Consider the following 20,911-nt stretch of genomic DNA (forward strand, 5'->3'; position numbering starts at 1 on the left):
TAAAAATCGTAGCCCTGTAACAACTGATAAGAGAATTCGGTAAATGAAATCCCTGTTTCAAGGCGTTTCTTTACTGAATCTTTAGACATCATGTAATTTACTGAAAGGTATTTCCCTGCTTCGCGAAGGAATCCTAAGAAACTAAAATCTTTAAACCAATCATAGTTATTAACAAGTTCTGCCGAATTTTCACCACAATCAAAATCTAAGAATTTAGACAATTGTGCACGGATACCTTCTTGGTTAAATCGTAGGGTTTCTTCAGAAAGGAACGATCTTTCAGATGCTTTAAAAGAAGGGTCACCAATCATACCTGTCGCTCCTCCTACTAAGGCATAAGGTTTATGTCCACACAATTGAAAATGTTTTAACAACATAATCGTTGCTAAATTACCGATATGTAATGATGATGCTGTAGGGTCAAAGCCGATATAAGCGGCTGTCATTTCTTTTTGAAGTTGCTCTTCTGTTCCAGGCATTGCATCCTGAAGCATTCCACGCCAACGAAGTTCCTCTATAAAATTGGTTTTCATTTCTTGATTAATAAGTAGTCTCTCTAAAATTTTACACAAAGTTAGAGATTGTATATTGATATTTCACTTGTCAGGCTGGGATTCCTGCAATGTGGAGAAAGTTATAGTAAGATTCTTATCGATAAAGGAAGTTTAATTGTTTAACGTATTTTCTTAACAAACGCCATTGCGAACTGCCCATGCTACCAATCCTGCCACATTTTTAGTACCCGTTTTTTCCATTATCCTATTTCTATGTCCTTCTACCGTTCTAGCACTCAAACACAGCATATCCGCAATATTCTGGGTGGTCGTACCTTGACAAATGTGTTCTAGCACTTCTAGTTCTCGCTCTGAAATACCTGCTTGTAAACTTAGCGGAGTTGGATTTTTTTTCTCAGGCTTATTGATGAGCCTATTATGCATTACTTTAACCAGAAAAGGTCCATAATAGTAGTCTTCATTAAACACAGTATAAATGGCATTTTCTACTTCGTCGGGATGAGCATCCTTTAGTAAATAACCGTTGGCACCGATAGACATCATGTGTGAAACAAACTTATCTTCGTCGTGCATTGAAATCACGATTATTTTCACTTTAGGAAACTGTGTTTTTATCCTTTCAGTGGCTCTGATGCCATCCAATACAGGCATATTCAAATCCATTAAAACGACATTCGGAAGTGCTTGGGGAATATTATCAATTAATTCTTGTCCGTTTGATGCTTCAAGTACTACTTCAAAATCATCATTGTGGCTTAATAAAGACACTATACCACGACGAAAAAGAGCATGATCGTCGGTGACGGCAATTCTAATTTTAGTTGTATTACTCATTAATGGTTAGATTTACATAGAAAATTAATGCTTAGAAATCGCCATTAAACTTTTATCGCTCGCTATTTAAAGAGGTACATTGATAATAAAAGTAGAGCCTCGGCCAATTTCTACATCAAATTTAATACGTCCTTTGATAAGACTCATACGACTTTCAATATTTTTTATTCCAATGCCCCTGCTAGGCTGATTAATAGCGACTAAATCAAAACCTTTTCCGTCATCACTGACTTGCAAAATCAGGACGTTTTTATCTTCTTTCAAAGAAATTTTGATTTCTTTAGCCTCCGCGTGTTTGATGGCATTGTTCACTAATTCTTGGGTAGAGCGGTATAAGGATAACTCTATTTTAGGGTCATATCTTTTGTTGAGATTATCATGACAGAAGTGAATAGGCAAGTTGGTATGGAGAGTCATTTTTTGTGAGAAGTCTTTCAATGCCTCAATCAACCCGAATTCATCTAGGGTACTTGGCATTAAATCTTTAGAGATTCTTCTTACATTAAAAAGGGCTTCGTTGAGTAGCTCTTCGGTTCTGCCCAAAAGCACTTTTCGTTTAGATTCATTATCGGCAAACTTATTCATCTGCGAAAGGCTCATTCTAGTAGCAGAAAGTATCGCCCCAATTTCATCATGAAGGTCTCCTCCGATTTGACGGCGGACTACTTCCTGTGAAACCACACTGGCTTCAAGCATGGCTTGATGAAGGGCTTCTTCGTGGGCTGCTCGTTGTATACGTTGGCGACGGTAATAGAGTATAACAAAAAATATAATTGCCGAAACGGGCAAAAGCATGGCTATTGTACCAAGTATAACGATTTTAACCTCACTCATTCAATTATGCGTATTTATAAGCTACCGTATTTTTGTTTAATGAGGCGTTCATGTAACACATACACTAAAACAGTAATAGAAGTAGCAAATGTAAGCATAATCGTCGTTCCTATTTCGATAATGGCTTTAATTGTAGAGGGGTCTTGCTGAAACATAAACCTATTCCTAAAAGGATTCTAAAGATGAAAAGTAAAACATAATATATATTCCAGAGGTGGTAGTAAAACTTTGGTTCTTTTTGAAAAATAATCACGTCACTATAAAGAAATACAAAGAGTGTGCCTGAAAAATAGAACAAACAGCTCACGCTTATCCAAAACATCGGTACTATGGTTAATTTCTTTACTTCTAATTGTTGGAGAAGTTGATAAAAATAAATAAACACCCAAATGATAATAAGCAAACAAGCGATGGTGCTGATGGTACTATTAAATGTTTGAAAGCCTTCTGACACCGTAAATGTATAAATACAGACTAGTATATAAATACTTGTTGCAATTAAGACTATTCTTTTTAGATTTTTTCCTATAAAAACTTGATGGAACATCAAGCTAATTAAAACAAATTCAATGATGACAAAAGCATTGATGATAAAGTGATTTGACCTATTTAAAATAAACCAAATATTAGCTAATACTTCTATGATAAATGTTATTACTAGATACCCAAAAAGTATCTTTAATTCTTTGTTAAGATATTTTCTCTGTTTTATAGCTATTATCAAAGGAATAACTATCGCAGTTGAAGCAATATATGATAGTGTACTGATAGCCACTCGCTACTTGATTAAGGCTTTTAGTGCCTATTTTAATTTGAGAATGATTTACTCAACTGAAAAGATGTTTTACTAAACCACAAGCCTACTGCTAAAAGGACTCTAAAAACAAAAAGCAAAACATAATAAATACTCCAGAGTTGTTTATATAGTATTGGCTCCTTTTGAAAAAGTATCTTTTCACTATAAAGAAAAATAAAAAGTGTTCCAGAGAAATACAATAAACAGCCTACACTTATCCAAAACATAGGCAACGCATATAGCTTAATAAGTTGAGGTATTTGAAGTAATTGATAAAAATAAGTAAAAACCCAAATAATAATTAAAAGGCATGATAGGGTATTAACTATGCTATTAAACTTTAAAAACCCATCTGGCATCATAAACAAATAAAGACTTACTAATGTATAAATGCTTATTGAAATGAATATGGCTCTTTTTAATGTTTTATTAATAAAAGCTTTACGAAAAGTAAAACTTAATAAAATCCCTTCTGCCAAAGCAAAGATATTCAGTATAAAATGATTGGGATGGTGTAGTATTTTTGCCCATGTAACACAAAAAACCTCAAAAATAATTGAAGCTATTACGTATAAAAAAAGCATTTGCAATTCTTTAGTAAGATATTTATTTCTGATAATACCAATTATCAAAGGAAGAAATACAACTGAAGAAGATGTATACGTAAAAATTAAATCTATCTCCATTTATTTGATTAAAGGTGTAACTATTTATTTTTGATTTAATGTATTAGGCATTTGTGTAGATGCTTTACTAAACCATAAGCCTATTGCTAAAAGGACTCTAAAAACAAAAAGCAATACATAATAAATAGTCCAAAGTTGTTTATATAGTATTGGCTCTTTTTGAAAAAGAATAGTTTCACCATAAAGAAAAACAAAAAGTGTTCCAGAGAAATACAATAAACATCCTACACTTATCCAAAATAAAGGTAATGTATAGAGTTTAATTACTTGGAGTGTTTGAAGTAATTGATAAAAATATACAAAAACCCAAATAATAATTAAAAGGCATGATATGGTATTAACTATGCTATTAAACTTTAAAAAACCATCTGGCATCATGAACAGATAAATACTCACTAATGTATAAATGCTTATTGTAATAAATGTGATTCTCTTCAAGTTTTTATTTAAAAAAGACTCTTGAAAAATAAGACTGATTAAAATACATTCAAATAAGGCAAAGATATTGAGTATAAAATGATTAGGCATGTGTAAAATCCTAGCCCATATATTAGATAAAATTTCAGCAATAACTGAGAATATTAAATATAGAAAAAGTATTCTTAGTTCTTTAGTATGATATTTTCTTCTTAGAATGATTATTATCAAAGGACAAAACAATGCAAAAGAAGCAATATATGATATTGTTTTTATAGTCACTTTACTTCATTAAAATTCTTAGTATTTATTTTAGTTTAATGGTTTTCTTATTGGTATCGCTTACTTATTAAACCGAAGCCTATTCCTAAAAATATGCGTTGAGCAAATGATAGATATTCTCTGATGTACCAATAATCTGTTATTGCTTCATTTGTATTAAAAGCAATATATTCAGAAAATATATGCATAAAAAACACCCCTGAAAAATACAATAAAATAGAAACACCTATCCAAAAATGGGAATAGGTCAATAAATTTTTTATTTCAAGGTTATTTAGCAATTGATAAAAAAATATCAAAGCCATACAAATCATTGTAATATTTACAACGCTATGAGAAAACGGGTCTATTCTGTTGAACTCTCTTCCAATATGCGACCCCCCAATAAGTATGATAGAAACTACCATCAAGCCTTTAATAAGATTATTTAACCCTTTACTTTTAATAACTAATGTATAATAATATCCAAAAAAACATACATCTATGTAATTAATTGAATTGTTAATGAAATGATTTTGCCAACCATTCAAAACAAATATCCAAGCTAATATTTCAATAAATGTCAAAAGAATACAATAATTAAATATAACTTTCAAAGGAGATTTTCGCACTTCTTTAATATCAATAATACCCATTATAAGTGGATATATTAATATCAAAGAATTAGTTATTGAAATAAGAGGTATTGTAACGAATATCATTTCATTAAGATTTGCTTAGTTACATCTCACCCAATTATATCACGAAAAACAGCCAAAATTATTAGTTTGATAGTTTTCTTACTGGCATAGCTGATTGACTAAACCAGAAACCTACTGCTAACAATATGCGATGGATAAAAGTTAAATATTCTTTAATCTCCCAATATCGAGTTATTGTTTTATCTTTATTAAAAGCAATATATTCAGCAAAAATTTCCAAAGAAAAAATACCTGAAAAATATATCAGTACTGCTACAGCTATCCAAAAATGTGAATAAGTAAATAAATTTTCTATTTCTATGCTATTCAGTAACTGATAGAAAAACATTAATACAATTGAAATCAAAAAAATATTAACAATACTATAAGCAAAAGAATCTATTCTATTAAAATCTCTTCCAGTTCCGATATGAGACCATAGAATTAATATTAAAGTAATACTCCCTAGTGATACACCCAAGTATTTAAATTGCTTATTCTTAATAATTTGGTAATAATAGCATCCCCAGACAATTACATCTGTGTAAGAAATTATATTGCTAACAAAATGATTTTGCCAACCATTTAATGCATAAACCCATCCTACTACTTCATAAACACTAAATACAATACAATAGATAAAAATAATTTTTAATGGAGACCTATTAACGTCTTTTAGGTTAATACATGCAATAATTAGTGGGAGTATTAACATTGACGAAGCAAATAATGAGAGAAAATAAATTGTTGCAAAAATCATTTCAATACTTATTTATCCTCTCTACTATTCTTTAGAATAGTAATCAGGCAAATTTCATAAAATCAGGCATTTACACTTTCTCCTTGATTAATTATTTATTGCCAATTTTAATTTGATGTGTTTTTCAATTGTATGGTTGTTTTAGTAAACCATAAGCCTATTGCTAAAAGAATTCTATGAATAAAAGTTAAATAGTCTTTAATATCCCAGTAAATTGATATACTTCTGTCTTTATTAAAAGTAATGTATTCAGCAAAAATATTAATAAAGAAAATACCAGAAAAATAAATCAAAACTGCCACTGCTATCCAAAACTGAGGATAGCTAAACAAATTCCCTATTTCTAAACTATTCAATAATTGATAGAAAAACATTAATGTAATCGTAATTAAAGTAATATTAGTAATGCTTTGAGCAAAAGAATTTATCTTATTATAATCAGCCCCTATGTGCGACAACGTAACTAAAATTAATGCTATACTTACTAATCCTATTAATGCATATCTTAGTGATTTAATCTCTATGATTTTATAAAAAAAATATCCCCAAAAAATAATATCTGTATAGGAAATTGTATTACTAATAAAATGGTTTCTCCAACCATTTAAAGCATATACCCAAGCTAATATATCATAAATACTATGCAGGATACAGTACGCATAAATAACCTTTAATGGAGACTGATTAACCTCTTTGATATTAATACCTCCAATTATTAAAGGAAGTATTAATATCAATGAAGAAAAATATACTATAAGACTATATCTTAGAAAGATTATTTCAATCATGATAGCTTATTTATCTTTATCATCACTATCATCATCACTACTATCATCATCGTCACCATCCCACTTGCAATTTGGAGGACAATCAGGTCCACTACAAACAAATGTATTTAAAGTTTCTCCTTTTTTGTTTACAGCTTCAAAAACTAATGTTCTTGTACCTTCTTCTTTTCTAGCATGGTGGATTTTGAAAGCATCAAAATCTGGATTATCTATAAATTGCTGTAAAGATGCTTTACTGATAAAATGTGCATCAATCGAATTTTCCTTTTTTGTGTCTTGATAATTTTTAATTAATCCCATTGCTGATTGATATTCATCAGCATTGTCAGCGGTTATTATTTTACTCATGTTAATAATGTTGGTTAGTAACTTACGAAACTATTTATAAGATGTGATACAAGCAAGAAATGCTTATTATTTAAGGTAAATATACGAAAAAAACAGGTATAAATACGCTATTTTTCGTTATATATTTATCATCTTTTTGATGTATTTTCCAACGATGTCAAACTCTAAATTTACCACATTCCCGACCTGTAATGTATGGAAAATAGTATGCTCGTAAGTGTAAGGAATGATGGCTACTCTGAAGGTATTTATGCCTGAATTAAACACCGTTAGGCTAGTACCATTGATACAAATAGAGCCTTTTTCTACGGTTACATTTTGTCCGTCGTTAGCATATTCAAAATCGTATAACCAAGAACCATTTTGTTCGATGATGTTAGTAACTATTCCTGTCTGGTCTACGTGTCCTTGAACAATATGACCATCAAAACGACCGTTCGCTGGCATGCATCTTTCAAGGTTCACTTTAGAGCCTACCTGTAAAGTTCCTAAATTGGTTTTCTTCAAGGTTTCGTCGATAGCAGTAACGGAATATTGTTCTCCTTCAATAGCTATTACTGTTAAGCATACGCCATTGTGTGAAAGACTTTGATCTATTTTTAGTTCGTTTGTAAACGGACAAGTAAGGGTAAAAGTAATGTTTGTTCCTTCGCTACTAAGCTTTTTTACTTCGCCAATGGCTTCGATAATTCCTGTGAACATTTTTGTATTGTATAAATTGTGGAAAAGTTTATTTTGGCTTTCGGATGTCGGATTTCGGATGTCAGATTTTTATCTTCGAATATTCTTCGACTGTACTCGACTATCTGTTGCTAGTTTTTGTTTTCAATATTCAAGCAATGGGTACTATGTAAGTCTGATAGCTGACGACCGAAAGCTGAAAGCTCTTTTAAAAAGAAATACCATTTCGCAAGTTAATTTACTAAATTTGCTTCTCTATCAAGAACAGGTATGTTCCTATTAAAATTCCTCAGAAAATGTTCAAAAATAAATTTTTCCTTGTTTTTACCAGTGTAATTCTAATGGCTATCATTATTTATTCGTTTGTTGATTCACAAGAAAAACCTGCCGAGCTTGTGAAAGGAGACAATAATTATGCGAAAACTATCCAACAGCTAAGACTTGAAAAAGACCAAGCTTTTAGAGAGGAAAAAGATTCGCCTATTGAAAAAAAGGCAGCCTTTAAGGGATTACATTATTTTGAGGTTAATCCCGCTTATAAAGTAGTGGCTACTGTGGATATGCTAACGAGCGGACAAAGTATAAAAATTGCTATGACTGGTGGTGAAACAGAAGAATATGAAGCCTTTGCCAATGTTAAATTTGAGATAGATGGGAAGAAATGTGCCTTGAAGCTATTTAAAACGCCAGAGGGAAATTTGTTTTTACCTTTTCGTGATTTGACTACCAATAAAGAGACTTATGGGGCTGGAAGATACATTGATTTGAAGATGGAAGATATTAAAGACAAAACGATTGAAATTGATTTCAACCTTTGTTATCAGCCTTATTGTGCCTATAATCCTACTTATACTTGCCCTGTGCCACCAGCAGAGAATTTTTTAAATGTGGTATTGAAGGCTGGAGAGAGGATGTAAAAACCTTGTCTTTTCTTTCGAATATATGTTTTAGAAAACTCCCTAAAAAATTCGGTTATATCTACCATATCAAATTCTTGAAGAAGGCTATTGTTATAATTTTCTTTACAATTATACCAATAGCCTTCCTCAATTATAGAATTTTCAGAAATTTGTTAATCAAGCCAGTCGAACAGATATTTTTCGTCAAATTCAACTTCAAATTTCTTCAAAAAATTATAATACTCTTCTCTAAATGTTTGTTTTTTATGGTGTGCTTCTTGATTGAGAATGTAATCATAAACCGCAGAAATATGTGAATGAGAATATGTAAATGCACCAAATCCTTCTTGCCATGAGAATTTTCCCCTGACTAATTTGCGTTCATTAATATAGTTGGAGGAATTGTTTTTTATATCACGAACCAAGTCTGAAATTGCCATTGAAGGTTTTAATCCAATAAAAATATGAATATGATCAGGCATACCATTGATAATGATTGGTTTCTGATTTTTGCCTTTGATGATTCCAGCAATGTATTTATACAAATCATCTTTCCAAGTTTTATCAATCAAATTCTCTCTACCTTTTACAGCAAAAACAATCTGAATATACATTTGTGAGAACGTTCCAGCCATATTTTGATTTAGGTTTGAATCATATTTTATTAAATTGAATTTAATATTTTTTTTGAATAGCAATATGAAATATATTTGAAAAATTTCAGTGCCAGAATCCCGAAGGGATGATAGGATTATAGAAACAATGAAGAAATAGAATATCAAAAATCCCGAAGGGATGAAAGGATTATAGAAAAATTTATAAACAAAAATATTAAACCCCGAAGGGGTGACATAAATATGTCGATGCGAACGCTGTCACCCCTTCGGGGTTGTGTTTCTTTGTTTTATTTTTTTCTATAATCCTTTCATCCCTTCGGGATTAGGACTTCAATTTTTTCAACTATAGCTCAAAACACATCCCACAAAAAAATCCCCACTTAAAAAGCAGGGATGTGAGTTTGTTTTGATGTATGTGTAATTTGATATTATTGAAAAACTTGTTGCTTCTCTGAATCGACAGTCAATAAAGTTGGATCTGTCAATCGAGTAGCTAAAGCCAACGTTTTTATTAGTTCATAATGATAGAAGAATTTCATGGTATGAATTTTAGATTCATAAAATGCCAATTCGCTTCCTTCGTGATTGTGGGTAATTAATGCTTTTTTAGCTACAATACCTTGTTTTAGCCATACCCATGCTACGCTAACGATGCCAAAAAGCTCCATATAAAGGTTCGCATCTGCCAAGAATATTTCGTTATCACCTTTGGCAGCGGTGCTTAATAGATATATCGTTACTTTTTGTAGGCGACCTAATTCTTTCTCTAGCTTTTCAGCGTAAGGTTTTAGGTCATCATAAGTACTTGCTTCTTCAATGGTTTTTGTAATTGCATTAAAGAGCAATTGTGGTGCTTTACCATTGTTTAGTGTGATGCCTCTGCCCAAAAGGTTGAGAGAATGAATCCCTGTCGTTCCTTCATAAATAGACATAATCCTGACATCACGCGCCATTTGTTCTAAAGGGAAATCTTCGGTATAACCGTAGCCTCCAAATACTTGTAAACCTTCATTTACTGCTTTGATGCCCATTTCGGCGGGATAGGTTTTAGCTACCGTCGTCATCAAATCAAGCATTAATTGATAAGGCTTGGCCTCTTCCGAGGCTTTGCCCAAGGCATGAATCATATCTTGCCAATGATAACATTCTAATAAGAGTCCCAAAGAGCCTTCAACAACGGCTTTTTGAAACAATAGCATACGTTTTACGTCTGGATGGTTAATGATGTACGTCTGTTCTTCTTCTAAATTTTTATTATTCAATTTTCGTCCTTGCGGGCGTTCTTTGGCATATTCCAATGAGGCATAATAAGCAGCAGAAGCGATATAAGTTCCGCCCATGCCTACACCCAAACGGGCTTCGTTCATCAACTGAAACATATAGTTCAGCCCTTTGTTAGCATCGCCTACTAAATATCCAATGGTATTGTCTTTATCACCAAAGGTTAAATGCATAGCAGGCGTAGCTTTTTGTCCCATTTTATGATAGATTCCTGTAGAAATCACATCGTTATCTACCGTAAAACTACCGTTTTCCTCTCTAAACTTTGGCACTACAAATAATGAAATCCCTTTTGTACCAAGGGGTGCTCCTTCTATTCGAGCAAGTACAAGGTGAATAATGTTATCGGCAATATCATGGTCGCCAGCTGAGATAAATACTTTTTGCCCTTTGATTTTAAAAGTACCATCGCTTTGTGGTTTGGCAGTTGTAATCACATCTGATAGTGAACTACCAGCCTGAGGTTCTGTCAAGCACATAGAGCCTGTCCATTCCCCTGTAATCATTCTTGATGCAAACTTTTCTTTTAATTCAGCCGACCCAAAAGTAAAAATCAAATTAGCCGAACCCGCTGTCAGCCCCGTAAACATCACGAAGGCGTTGTTGGCGGCGCCCCGAATCATTTCTGTCGCTGCTTCCACCATGGTAGGCAATTGTTGTCCGCCATTTTCATAAGAGAAAGTCGCTCCTATCATGCCAGCATCCCCCATCGCTTTTATATAGTCTTTTACAGCAGGATGTACTTTTACTTGGCCGTTTACTAATTCAGGCTGATTTCTATCGGCAGCACTGAAGGCATTTCGCAGGATTTTCTCAGCAATTTCTTCAGAAGTATCCAAAACCATATCGAACATATCGGGGGTATAGTCTTGAAAGAAAGGATATTTGGTAAGTTCTGCTATTTGCAGTACTTCTTTTAACATAAAATCAAGGTTCCGACGTGAATATTGCTGAGTCATGGCTAAGGGTTTGGCTTGTTATTATGCTTGCATACAATAAAATGTAAAAATAATAACATTGAAATTATTATGCAAGCATACTGTTTTAATTTAAGACATAAAAAAAGTTGCCTGTTTTACGAGGCAACTCTAAAAAGTTAAACGGATTTATCGGTTTTAATGTCTTATAACTGAGTAATTATCAATGATTTTCAGGTTCGTTTGCAGTTAATAATATATCCTAAATATAAAGGTTTTTATTTTGCTAGCCAAAAGAAAATCAATCCTTTAACAATGATAACCCATCTTTAGGAATATTATTCAATTTAAGGCTAATACTCCTCTTCTGTATACTTCTAAACTAGTGATATTAACTTACCCCTTAGTGTATAAATAAGCCCACCAAATCAAAAAGAACTGTAAGGGAAGACGAAGCCAAAGGAGCCATTCAGCGATTTTTGTAAATTTACCAGAGGTAAGCATATACACATTGGCAGGAAAAATAGCGATTAATAACAATATAATGCCCCAAGCCGCCCAAGGACGAGTAACAGGAGAAAGCAAGCCTAACCCCAACACAATTTCGGCAATGCCACTTAGCATCACCATCAATCCATGTGCAGGGATGTATGGTGGCATTATGGCTAAATACATTTTGGGTTTGATAAAATGATTGATGCCTGCAAGAGTATAAAGGAAAGACATCAAGTAAAGGCCTATTTGCTGTATCATCTGGTTTTTGTTTTAGAAGCTGTTTAAACTTTCCGTTTCTGAGGTGAAAGTATTGTATTTTTGAATTGATTTTTTCAAAATTTGCGAAGCATAGCATCGCTACGTTGAGTAAATTTTGGAACAAGCTATTCTAAAAGACTTAGTTTAACCCGAAAGGGAAAGCTTAAACAGTTTCATAGTAATAATACTGATTATTCCGACAACGTTTGTGATATCTTAGAAACAATATTTTCAAACAAGATGTTATTTCGGGATAGTATGGTAATTTTGTAAAATTATTAAGATAGAATCAATCCGACGGACAAGGCTGTCCGCATAGCAACATAATGAGCGTAGTTCCTTACAAAGAGCAAAGTGCAAGCAAAAAAGAGCAGGTAGCTCAGATGTTTGATAATGTTTCACCCAAATATGATTTCTTAAATCATTTGTTGAGCGGTGGTATTGATATTTTATGGCGTAAAAAAGCCGTCAAATTATTAAAAAAATCTGCCCCAAAAACTATTTTGGATATTGCCACAGGTACAGGCGATTTTGCCATTGAGGCTTTGGCATTAAAACCTGAGAAAATTGTGGGTGTAGATATTTCAGAAGGGATGCTCAATGTAGGGCGTGAAAAAATCAAGAAACTTGGCGTCGATAATATCATCGAATTACAAAAAGGCGATTCTGAAAGATTAAACTTTGAGGACAATACTTTTGATGCCGTTATCGTTAGTTTTGGTGTGCGTAATTTCGAGAATCTTGAAAAAGGACTTACAGATATGTGTCGTGTTATGAAAAAAGATGGCACTTGTATCGTTCTTGAATTTTCGAAGCCGTCTGCTTTTCCATTTAAACAGCTATATAATTTTTACTTTAAATATATCTTGCCCGTAGTTGGTAAAATCATTTCAAAAGATACCTCTGCTTATACATATCTGCATGATTCAGTACAAGCATTTCCAGATGGAAACGATTTTATCCAAGTATTCCAACGTGCAGGTTTTAACAGAACCCAATGCTTACCACTCACTTTCGGAATAAGTACTATTTATATCGGCAGAAAGTAATACTTTTTGTAGTAATTGCCTGTGTAGCTATGTTGAGCACTATCAACAAAGCACAGGCGCAACGTTATGACTACAAGCGAGTTTACGATGAATTTTACGATGATAAAGCCGTGCACTTTGGCTTTTTATTTGGTTTTGGTTCATCCCGATTCAATATATCCCATAGTGCAAATTTTAAGGCACCTGGTGATACAGCTGTAACAATTGTTTCTCCTGGTAACTTTTCTTTTCAAGTGGGCGGATTAGTGAATCTTAAATTAAATGACCGATTTGATTTAAAATCGGGGATTAATATTGCCTTGTATGGTCGTCAGTTAAATTATCGTTTTACTAATTCTCCTGATTTTCCACCAGAATTACGCGAATCTACTTGGCTGGAAATACCGATTTTATTGAAATATAAATCGATGCGGAGGGGGAACTCTAGGATGTATGTAGATGCTGGTGTAAAAATTGGTATGGAAACCAACGTCAGGAAAAATGCTAACTCAACGAGAAAATTGGATACTAGAACAGCCGACCTTTCGCTAGAATATGGTATAGGCTTCGAGCAGTTTTTTAAGTACTTTAAATTTACGCCTGAACTCAGGTTCTCGCATGGATTAACCAATCTGTTTATTCCACCAAGTGTGAATAACTATGCAAGAGACATCCAAGGATTGAATGCACATAGTGTTACTTTGTATTTGATGTTTGAGTAATGTTTAGTTGTGAGTTAGTGAATTGTGAATGAGTGATTTTTAAAAAATATCAATCACACATAAATCAAAGAACCCGAAAATTGAACCAACAATTTTCGGGTTCTTTGATTTTATTGCAATTCACTAACTCACAACTCACTCATTCACAATTAAAATCTAATCGCCATCATTCTCTCATTATTCCTTGCCACTAAAAACAGCTTTTCTTTACCTACCTTAATACTTCTGATGCGCTTTACTTGTCCTTTTATTTGGATGCCGTTCAGTTGTTCTGCTTCAAATTTACAATTGCCCTTGTTAATTAAAACCGTTCCATAGTCGGCATCGCATCGACCCATCTGAATATTACAATCATAGAAATTCCCAAGCATCAATACATCTGGCAGTTTATCGCCATTGGCATCAATAATTTGGGCTGCATAAAAAGGGGCATACTGTGCTTTGGCTGGAAGCGACTGTAAACTAAAATTTCCTTTGCCATCATTTACTAAAATGGCATTATCAAAATAATTGGCTTCAAAAACCTTAGCCGAAGCAAGTTCACTTTGTCCTACAATATCTGCAATGCTAGCTTTGGCAAAATCTTTGGCTAAAAGGAATTTCTTTTTGGTAAACGGAAATTGCTTCTGTGTTTCGGCTTTGTTGGCAAACATCACTTCTGTCCCTCCGAGGTAATAACTCAATACTTGGTCAGTCGTACCGTTTTTATCAAAATCACTCACATACATTCTTATAGGCTCATTAACACTTGCCTTTAATCGACTGTTACGTCCGAGATTACCTGCAAGAATATCCAAATCGCCATCATTATCAAAATCATAGGGCATCACAAAATTCCACCAACCTTTTTCGGTAGTTAGCATTTTTTTGACAAATTTTCCTTGTTGGTTTTCCATCTCACAGATTCCATCCCATTCCAAGGCTAATAATAAATCTGGGTCACCATCCTTGTCTAAATCCTGTACTATAGCATTTTTCACCAAACCTATGGTCTTCAATTCATTCGCATATTTATCAGTTACATCTGTAAATTTTCCTGTGCCATCGTTTTGCAAAAGATACGACTCTGGAATTTTTCCATAGGAAAACGGCACCGACCTTGCCCCTATAAACAAATCTATTTTACCATCTTTGTTAAAATCTAACGGAGTAACTACGGAAGCCGATAAGGCAATATCTTTATTAAAAGCATCTTCTTTTACCGATAAATTGCCTTTGCCATCATTCAGATAGATTCTAGGAAACAAGAAATTGGATTTACCATAAAACTCATTTCCCCCTTCGGCCACTACCAAGTCTAGATGCGTATCATTGTTTACGTCTGTCCAAATGGCATCTACTTCTTCATAAACACTATCTTTTTGGAAGGCTAGCTGAATACTTTCTTTGAATTTCCCATTGGCATTTTGTAGGAACAAATGAGGTAATGAATTTCTAGCAGAACCCACAAATATATCCTCTAAACCATCATGGTTAATATCAGCCACTGCCAAAGCGGGACCTTCAGCCGACATTTTATGTGGAATCAGGGCTTCACGCTCAAATTCATTAAATTCATTTTCCTGATGTTTTACATCCAAATTTAGGTCATGTGCTATATCGGCAAACGTGGAGGTTTGAGATGATTTACGCTTAAAATGTTCGTAATCAAATAGTGGCAGATTTTTCCGATAAGTAATCGTTAAAGAATCCTTTTCTGAATTAAGGTTAATTTTTTGATAGGTTCTATCTGGCCAAATCAGATATGTTGAATCTATATCAGCTTTGTTTCCTAACCCAATATTCAACGGAATTTCCATGCTTGCTTGGAAAGCCCTAACAGGAAATTTCTCGTAAGCTATCGTCTCACCTCCTTTTTTGAAAACTAATACTTTTGCTCCGATAGCATTGAGGTTTTTCTCTGACCCTTTTAAGTACACACGTACATGAGCATTATTTGATGCATATTCGTTGGCTTTGTTTTCATAAATAAAAGCCTTCTGATTGATATTATTGGTGACAATATCCAAGTCGCCATCATTATCTAAATCTGCATATAATGCTCCGTTTGAATAGGAGTTTTGATTATTGCCAATCAAGGCTTCTGCATCACGATATTCTAAGGATTTATTATTGATAAAAAACTTGTTCGGAATTTTGATTTCGGGTAGTTTGTCAGTCAACAAAATATCATTTTCATCCAACGTTTTTGATTCCATCTTCCGTTGAATTTCTTCATTCGAAATAAAGTTGATGTAATCAATATCATTCATGCGTTTTGGAATACCATTGGAAACGAATAAATCTTTTTGTCCATCATTATCAAAATCGACAAACAAAGGCGACCATGACCAATCGGTAGCATAGACACCTGAAAATAATCCTATTTCTGAGAATGTGCCATTGCCATTGTTTACCTGCAAATTGTTTTTAGAAAACTGATAGTTATAGCCATAACTCAGTTTGTAACGAAAGGTATTATAAGAATCCTCTCCCTCCGACCGCTTCAAAATCTCTCGGTCGTAAGGAAGCATATCTAAAGAAATAATATCCGAATAATGGTCATTGTTAATATCGGCAAGGTCGACACCCATCGAAAACTGACTGGTATGCATCATTGAGCTTTCGATACTTTCCAGAAAAGTACCATTCTTTTGATTAATATACAGATAATCATTTTCATGAAAATCGTTGCCGACATACATATCAGGATAACCATCAAAATTGACATCTCCTAATCCTATCCCTAACCCATAGCCTAAGGCGTCTCTTTTTACACCAACTTTTTCGGCTACCTCTACAAACTTTCCATCATCATTCCTAAAGAATTTATCGCCTGCCAAAGGATGAAAAGTACCTTGAAAAGCCTTTCTAACACCAAAAGTACCATTTTGATGGACAGAATGATTGAGTTGGAACATATCTAAATCGCCATCCAAATCATAATCAAAGAAGGCGGCTTGTGTGCCAAAACCTACTAAATCTAAGCCATACTCTTTAGCTTTTTCTTCATAGACAGGAATACCTTCTTTGGTAATTTCTTTGCAAACAAAAAGCAAATTGTGTCCTTGCAGACTTTCAAAGCCTCCGACCTGACTCACGTAAATATCCAATTTGCCATCTTGGTTAATGTCTACTATCGATACTCCGTTTGACCACCCTTTATCTCCTTTGAAATTTGCTTTTTCGGTAATGTCTTCAAACTTCATTCCTCCACGATTCAGATAGATTTTATTGTCTTTCAAGTTGGCCGTAAAACATAAATCCACCAATCCGTCATTATTAAAATCCCCTGCCCCAACACCTCCGCCATTATAGAAATACATATAAGTAAAGATGTTGAGGTCTTTAGTAGGCGTAAGATCATTGGAAAAATCTATTCCTGTTTTTTCAGCTTCTAATAACTCGAAAGCATAAGGCTCTTTTTTAGTGCATGAGAGGGTGGTTAGGAGGAGGAAGATTGCGATTAACCTTACCTGTAATGCTGATGCTAAAAATGAAATGATATTTTTATAAAATAGCTCTTTAAATAATATAATTTTCCTAATTGTTATCACTAGCGAGGGACTTAAGTCCCTCGCTAGTGATAAGGGTTTAAACTTAACATCTCCCTTCTTTGAAGAAGAGTGACTGTGGATAATATTATTTATTACTATCGATAGTAATGAACAAAAATATATTTGTTTATTATTACGTTTTATCATCATTTTAGGATTTAGAATAGGGTAGCGAATTACTTAAATTTAAAAATCTTTGGTACATCATTATTCAACAAAGTCAAGAAGTTTACTTTACCATGAATCTTGATGGGACTGATTTGTTTTACTTCTCCATTCATCACAAAACCACTTTGTTGGTTTGTTAATGCCTTGAATTGCCCCTTGCCTTTGTTCAATAATACATTGCCACGACTGGCATCAATCATGCCTAATTGCGGAATAAAACCTGTATAATTACCCCCTAAAATAATATCTTGTAAGCCATCCTGATTGATATCATAATACATTATCGCATTCACACACGACGTTTGAACTACTTCTGGCAATTCAACCAACGTAAACTGTCCCTTCCCATTATTAATGGCCACTGCTGATTTACAATACTTCACTGTTTTAACCAAGGCATTCTCTAAAACCTCACTTGGGAATAAATCTGTAATCGTTTTTTTGGCATATTCAGAGTGTCTGAGAATCTGTTTTTTCAAGGCTGGGAACTGCTCTGCCATTTCTCTTTTTAGAAACACGGGCTTATCTTTTCCTTCAATGGTTTTCGTCATGATTTTATCGATAGTACCATTGTTATCAAAATCTTTTACCCAAATTTTCAGTGGTGCTTCCAGTGAAGCTTTTAGGGTGAAATTCTCGCCCATATTGCCCAGTATCAAATCATTATCACCATCATTATCAATATCTGTCACTTTTAAAGCTCCCCAGAAACCTGTATATTCTTCTAGTCCTGTTACTAACTTTTCCAGTTTTTTACCTTTCAAGGTAAAAATCAGTGGAGACATCCAGTCCCCTACTACGATTAGTTCTTTCTTTTTATCTCCATTGACGTCTTCCCAATAAGCATCTCGAATCATTCCTAATTCCGTCAATTCAGGGCTAACTGCCTGAGCTATGTCTTTGAATCCTCCTTTTCCATCATTTTCATAAAAGAAACTCGGAGGATTTTTACCATATTCCATAGGATAGCTTCTGCTTCCTACAAACAAATCAACATCGCCATCGCCATCAAAATCATAAGGGGCAATCACAGCAGTGTTAGTTGTATTTTGAGGAATCGCTCTGGAATTGAAAGTAAAATTCCCTTTACCGTCGTTTACATAAAGTTTGTCAATCAATTCTCGTTCACCAAAATGTACTTCGTTTCCTCCGCTTCCTACATATAAATCCAAATCGCCGTCTTTATCAGCATCAAAGAACAATACGGCTGTTTCTTCAAAATAGGCAAAATCGTTAAATACTTTTTGAGGAGATTTCTTGAAACCAGCAGATGTTTGAAGATATAACTGACCTGCTTGGTCTTTAGCTCCACAGATATATACATCTTCTAAACCATCGCCATTTACGTCGCCAATGGCTGCTTTTGGACCTTCTTTAGATAATAAGGCAGGTAAGTTTTTTTCTTGGTAAAAATCTACGTATTCATCTTCCTGATGTTTATCAAAGCTTGAATTGACCGCCTCAAAATATCCCGCAGGAGTAACCGCTTTAGCTTTCGTTTTTTCAAGTTTAGCATCTTTGATAGAACAGGTAAGCAGTTGATCAATCTTTGGGTTTTTTACTGTACTTACTCGTAAATCTGGCCAAGTGATTTTGATAGAATCTATCTTAGTAATGTTCCCCAACCCAAAGGTTAAGTTATATTCCGTACTTGATTGAAACCCTCTTGAAGGAATCACTGAGCGAGTTTGCACCATCCCTTTGGTATAAACATCTGCTTTAGTACCTATCGCAAAAGTATTTTTTCCTTCTCCTTTAAAATTAAGTTTTAGGTAATGGCTCTTTTCAACTTTTTTGTCGGCATTATTTCTGTAGACAAAACAAGGCATATTTACATTGTTCACTACTAAATCTAAGTCACCGTCATTATCCAAATCTGCATAGGTAGCACCATTTGAAAACGACGGTTCAGCCAGACCAAACTCTTCTCCTTTTTCTTCAAACTTCAAGGTTTTGGTATTATGGAAGAAATTATTGGGAATAGGAACCGAAGGCATTTTTTCAATAATGGTATTAATATTTTTCTTTACGCCACTGGCTTCCATCCCTTGAATCAATTCGTTGGCAAAGAAATCGATGAAATCTTGGTCTATTACATCATTATAAATTCCATTGCACACATAAATATCGTTGTAACCATCATTGTCAGCATCAAACATCAAAGCACCCCAACTCCAATCGCTCCCTGCGACGCCTGCATAATTAGCAATTTCGCTAAAAGTACCGTCTTGATTATTGAGTTGAAGACTATTCTGCTGAAACTGATTATAGAATCCTCTGTCTTTTTTCAGTTTAAATACATAGTGATTATCAAAAGAAGAAGTCGTTTTCAAACGATATTCCTCTCTTGGAAGCATATCTGTAGTAACAATTTCTGAGTAGCCATCATTGTTTACATCAGCCATATCTGCCCCCATTGATGCCAAGCTAATGTGTTTCATCCGTTGCTCGATTTCTTCTTTAAAAGTACCGTCATGTTGATTGATATAAAGGTAGTCTTTCTCATAAAAATCATTCGACACATAAATATCTGGGTAATTATCATTATTGGCATCACCAATGGTTACCCCTAAGCCAAAGCCTATTAAACTACTATAAATACCTGCATCTTTTGAAACATCATGAAAATGTCCGTCATCATTACGCATTAACTTGTCTCCTCCACCCTTTAAGAAATCTTTTACAGGCCAATCTTCCGCACGCATATCACGGTTGTTGGCATAATTGAGGGTATTTACAGGGATAAAACTGTTGTTAAGAATATAACAGTCAAGGTCGCCATCCATATCATAATCAAAGAAGGCTGCATGGGTAGTATATCCGCCTTCATCTAAGCCATATTTAGCTGCTGATTCTGTAAAGGTTAGGTTACCATTATTAATAAAAAGTGCATTTTTTTGTTGTTTTACAAACTTTTTCACTCCCGCATTACATACATAAATATCTAACAGACCATCATGGTTAATATCCAACATTACTACACCTGTATTCCATTTGTCGGCTTCTTCAATTCCTGCTTTGGCAGAAATATCTTCAAATTTAAACCCTCCCTTATTCAGGTATAATTTATTACTCCCCATGTTCGAAGTAAAAAATACATCTTGCAGTCCATCATTATTGATGTCGCCCACAGCTACACCTCCGCCGTTATAGAAATTTCGGTAATTGAAAATATTGAACTCCTCGGTGTTTTCAATCTTGTTATTAAAGCCAATTCCTGTGTCTTTCTCATCCATCAACTCGAACAAAGTATTTTTGTCTTTGCTCGAACAAGCAAGGCATAGGTATAAAAAAGTTATAAAAAATAGTCTTTGAAAAATGCTCATTGATAATAATGTTTTTGAATATGTTAGATGGTTAAACGTCAAA

At 33.9% G+C, this 20,911-nt stretch carries 18 protein-coding genes (1 of these 18 running past the window's edge); 3 read left to right on the top strand and 15 right to left on the bottom strand.

The window, feature by feature from the left end; genetic code table 11:
* The 10 genes from tyrS to AC1RNE_RS06350 form a co-directional block, all read right to left on the bottom strand.
* Positions 1–533 carry the 5' portion of a tyrosine--tRNA ligase gene (tyrS, locus tag AC1RNE_RS06305; RefSeq protein ID WP_492800173.1) on the bottom strand. The gene continues 769 nt to the left of window position 1, outside the view, so 533 of the gene's 1,302 nt are visible here — the first part of the coding sequence; it begins with the start codon at positions 531–533; its stop codon lies beyond the left edge, outside the window.
* A 153-nt stretch (positions 534–686) separates the two neighbouring features.
* On the bottom strand, positions 687–1,349 hold the full coding sequence (locus AC1RNE_RS06310; RefSeq protein ID WP_492800174.1) for a response regulator: 663 nt from the start codon (positions 1,347–1,349) through the stop codon (positions 687–689).
* A gap of 66 nt (positions 1,350–1,415) precedes the next feature.
* Positions 1,416–2,183: a sensor histidine kinase gene (locus AC1RNE_RS06315; RefSeq protein WP_492800175.1), complete on the bottom strand. Its 768-nt coding sequence runs from the start codon at positions 2,181–2,183 to the stop codon at positions 1,416–1,418.
* 14 nt (positions 2,184–2,197) lie between these two features.
* The gene (locus AC1RNE_RS06320) at positions 2,198–2,338 is read right to left on the bottom strand and encodes a hypothetical protein (protein WP_492800176.1); all 141 of its coding nucleotides are present in this window, start codon (positions 2,336–2,338) and stop codon (positions 2,198–2,200) included.
* Positions 2,339–2,990: 652 nt separating this feature from the next.
* On the bottom strand, positions 2,991–3,665 hold the full coding sequence (locus tag AC1RNE_RS06325; protein ID WP_492800177.1) for a hypothetical protein: 675 nt from the start codon (positions 3,663–3,665) through the stop codon (positions 2,991–2,993).
* A gap of 746 nt (positions 3,666–4,411) precedes the next feature.
* Positions 4,412–4,999: a hypothetical protein gene (locus AC1RNE_RS06330; protein WP_492800178.1), complete on the bottom strand. Its 588-nt coding sequence runs from the start codon at positions 4,997–4,999 to the stop codon at positions 4,412–4,414.
* Between the two features lie 127 nt (positions 5,000–5,126).
* Positions 5,127–5,804: a hypothetical protein gene (locus tag AC1RNE_RS06335; RefSeq protein ID WP_492800179.1), complete on the bottom strand. Its 678-nt coding sequence runs from the start codon at positions 5,802–5,804 to the stop codon at positions 5,127–5,129.
* A 107-nt stretch (positions 5,805–5,911) separates the two neighbouring features.
* Positions 5,912–6,592, bottom strand: coding sequence for a hypothetical protein (locus AC1RNE_RS06340; RefSeq protein WP_492800180.1), 681 nt, complete (start codon positions 6,590–6,592; stop codon positions 5,912–5,914).
* Between the two features lie 6 nt (positions 6,593–6,598).
* Entirely contained in the window at positions 6,599–6,940 is a 342-nt protein-coding gene (locus tag AC1RNE_RS06345) for a hypothetical protein (RefSeq protein WP_492800181.1), read from the bottom strand.
* Between the two features lie 117 nt (positions 6,941–7,057).
* Complete coding sequence (locus tag AC1RNE_RS06350; RefSeq protein ID WP_492800182.1) at positions 7,058–7,642, bottom strand: riboflavin synthase; 585 nt, start codon at positions 7,640–7,642, stop codon at positions 7,058–7,060.
* 275 nt (positions 7,643–7,917) lie between these two features.
* Here AC1RNE_RS06350 and AC1RNE_RS06355 point away from each other — a divergent pair, with 275 nt between their 5' ends.
* Positions 7,918–8,538 (top strand): DUF1684 domain-containing protein, encoded by a 621-nt coding sequence (locus AC1RNE_RS06355; RefSeq protein WP_492800183.1) that lies wholly within the window; start codon positions 7,918–7,920, stop codon positions 8,536–8,538.
* A gap of 155 nt (positions 8,539–8,693) precedes the next feature.
* Here AC1RNE_RS06355 and tnpA read toward each other — a convergent pair whose 3' ends face one another.
* The 3 genes from tnpA to AC1RNE_RS06370 all read right to left on the bottom strand — a co-directional run bounded on the left by tnpA (position 8,694) and on the right by AC1RNE_RS06370 (position 12,088).
* Entirely contained in the window at positions 8,694–9,155 is a 462-nt protein-coding gene (gene tnpA, locus AC1RNE_RS06360; protein ID WP_492800184.1) for an IS200/IS605 family transposase, read from the bottom strand.
* A 410-nt stretch (positions 9,156–9,565) separates the two neighbouring features.
* Positions 9,566–11,377, bottom strand: a complete 1,812-nt coding sequence (locus AC1RNE_RS06365) for an acyl-CoA dehydrogenase (RefSeq protein ID WP_492800185.1) — start codon at positions 11,375–11,377, stop codon at positions 9,566–9,568.
* 354 nt (positions 11,378–11,731) lie between these two features.
* Entirely contained in the window at positions 11,732–12,088 is a 357-nt protein-coding gene (locus tag AC1RNE_RS06370) for a DoxX family protein (RefSeq protein ID WP_492800186.1), read from the bottom strand.
* Between the two features lie 326 nt (positions 12,089–12,414).
* Here AC1RNE_RS06370 and ubiE point away from each other — a divergent pair, with 326 nt between their 5' ends.
* A complete protein-coding gene (ubiE, locus tag AC1RNE_RS06375) occupies positions 12,415–13,137 on the top strand; it encodes a bifunctional demethylmenaquinone methyltransferase/2-methoxy-6-polyprenyl-1,4-benzoquinol methylase UbiE (RefSeq protein ID WP_492800187.1) in 723 nt (240 codons plus the stop codon).
* Positions 13,086–13,838, top strand: a complete 753-nt coding sequence (gene porT, locus AC1RNE_RS06380) for a type IX secretion/gliding motility protein PorT/SprT (RefSeq protein WP_492800188.1) — start codon at positions 13,086–13,088, stop codon at positions 13,836–13,838. The genes ubiE and porT overlap by 52 nt, the downstream gene beginning before the upstream one ends.
* Positions 13,839–13,987: 149 nt before the next feature.
* Here porT and AC1RNE_RS06385 read toward each other — a convergent pair whose 3' ends face one another.
* Together AC1RNE_RS06385 and AC1RNE_RS06390 are read right to left on the bottom strand one after the other, a co-directional pair.
* Positions 13,988–17,374 carry a VCBS repeat-containing protein gene (locus tag AC1RNE_RS06385; protein WP_492800189.1) on the bottom strand — a complete coding sequence of 1,129 codons (3,387 nt, stop codon included), beginning with the start codon at positions 17,372–17,374 and terminating at the stop codon, positions 13,988–13,990.
* 176 nt (positions 17,375–17,550) lie between these two features.
* Positions 17,551–20,868 carry an FG-GAP-like repeat-containing protein gene (locus AC1RNE_RS06390; RefSeq protein WP_492800190.1) on the bottom strand — a complete coding sequence of 1,106 codons (3,318 nt, stop codon included), beginning with the start codon at positions 20,866–20,868 and terminating at the stop codon, positions 17,551–17,553.
* Positions 20,869–20,911: the final 43 nt, after the last annotated feature.

It is taken from the genome of Arcicella sp. GW822-FHT02H01 (genome assembly GCF_058802005.1).

Coding starts and splice junctions, on each gene's coding strand:
- AC1RNE_RS06390 (WP_492800190.1), bottom strand. CDS start 20,868: ATGAGCATTTTTCAAAGACTATTTTTTATAACTTTTTTATACCTATGC.
- AC1RNE_RS06310 (WP_492800174.1), bottom strand. CDS start 1,349: ATGAGTAATACAACTAAAATTAGAATTGCCGTCACCGACGATCATGCT.
- AC1RNE_RS06355 (WP_492800183.1), top strand. CDS start 7,918: ATGTTCAAAAATAAATTTTTCCTTGTTTTTACCAGTGTAATTCTAATG.
- porT (WP_492800188.1), top strand. CDS start 13,086: ATGCTTACCACTCACTTTCGGAATAAGTACTATTTATATCGGCAGAAA.
- AC1RNE_RS06365 (WP_492800185.1), bottom strand. CDS start 11,377: ATGACTCAGCAATATTCACGTCGGAACCTTGATTTTATGTTAAAAGAA.
- AC1RNE_RS06345 (WP_492800181.1), bottom strand. CDS start 6,940: ATGAGTAAAATAATAACCGCTGACAATGCTGATGAATATCAATCAGCA.
- AC1RNE_RS06330 (WP_492800178.1), bottom strand. CDS start 4,999: ATGGGTATTATTGATATTAAAGAAGTGCGAAAATCTCCTTTGAAAGTT.
- tnpA (WP_492800184.1), bottom strand. CDS start 9,155: ATGGCTGGAACGTTCTCACAAATGTATATTCAGATTGTTTTTGCTGTA.
- AC1RNE_RS06335 (WP_492800179.1), bottom strand. CDS start 5,804: ATGATTTTTGCAACAATTTATTTTCTCTCATTATTTGCTTCGTCAATG.
- AC1RNE_RS06350 (WP_492800182.1), bottom strand. CDS start 7,642: ATGTTCACAGGAATTATCGAAGCCATTGGCGAAGTAAAAAAGCTTAGT.
- AC1RNE_RS06315 (WP_492800175.1), bottom strand. CDS start 2,183: ATGAGTGAGGTTAAAATCGTTATACTTGGTACAATAGCCATGCTTTTG.
- ubiE (WP_492800187.1), top strand. CDS start 12,415: ATGAGCGTAGTTCCTTACAAAGAGCAAAGTGCAAGCAAAAAAGAGCAG.
- AC1RNE_RS06340 (WP_492800180.1), bottom strand. CDS start 6,592: ATGATTGAAATAATCTTTCTAAGATATAGTCTTATAGTATATTTTTCT.
- AC1RNE_RS06370 (WP_492800186.1), bottom strand. CDS start 12,088: ATGATACAGCAAATAGGCCTTTACTTGATGTCTTTCCTTTATACTCTT.
- AC1RNE_RS06325 (WP_492800177.1), bottom strand. CDS start 3,665: ATGGAGATAGATTTAATTTTTACGTATACATCTTCTTCAGTTGTATTT.
- AC1RNE_RS06320 (WP_492800176.1), bottom strand. CDS start 2,338: ATGTTTCAGCAAGACCCCTCTACAATTAAAGCCATTATCGAAATAGGA.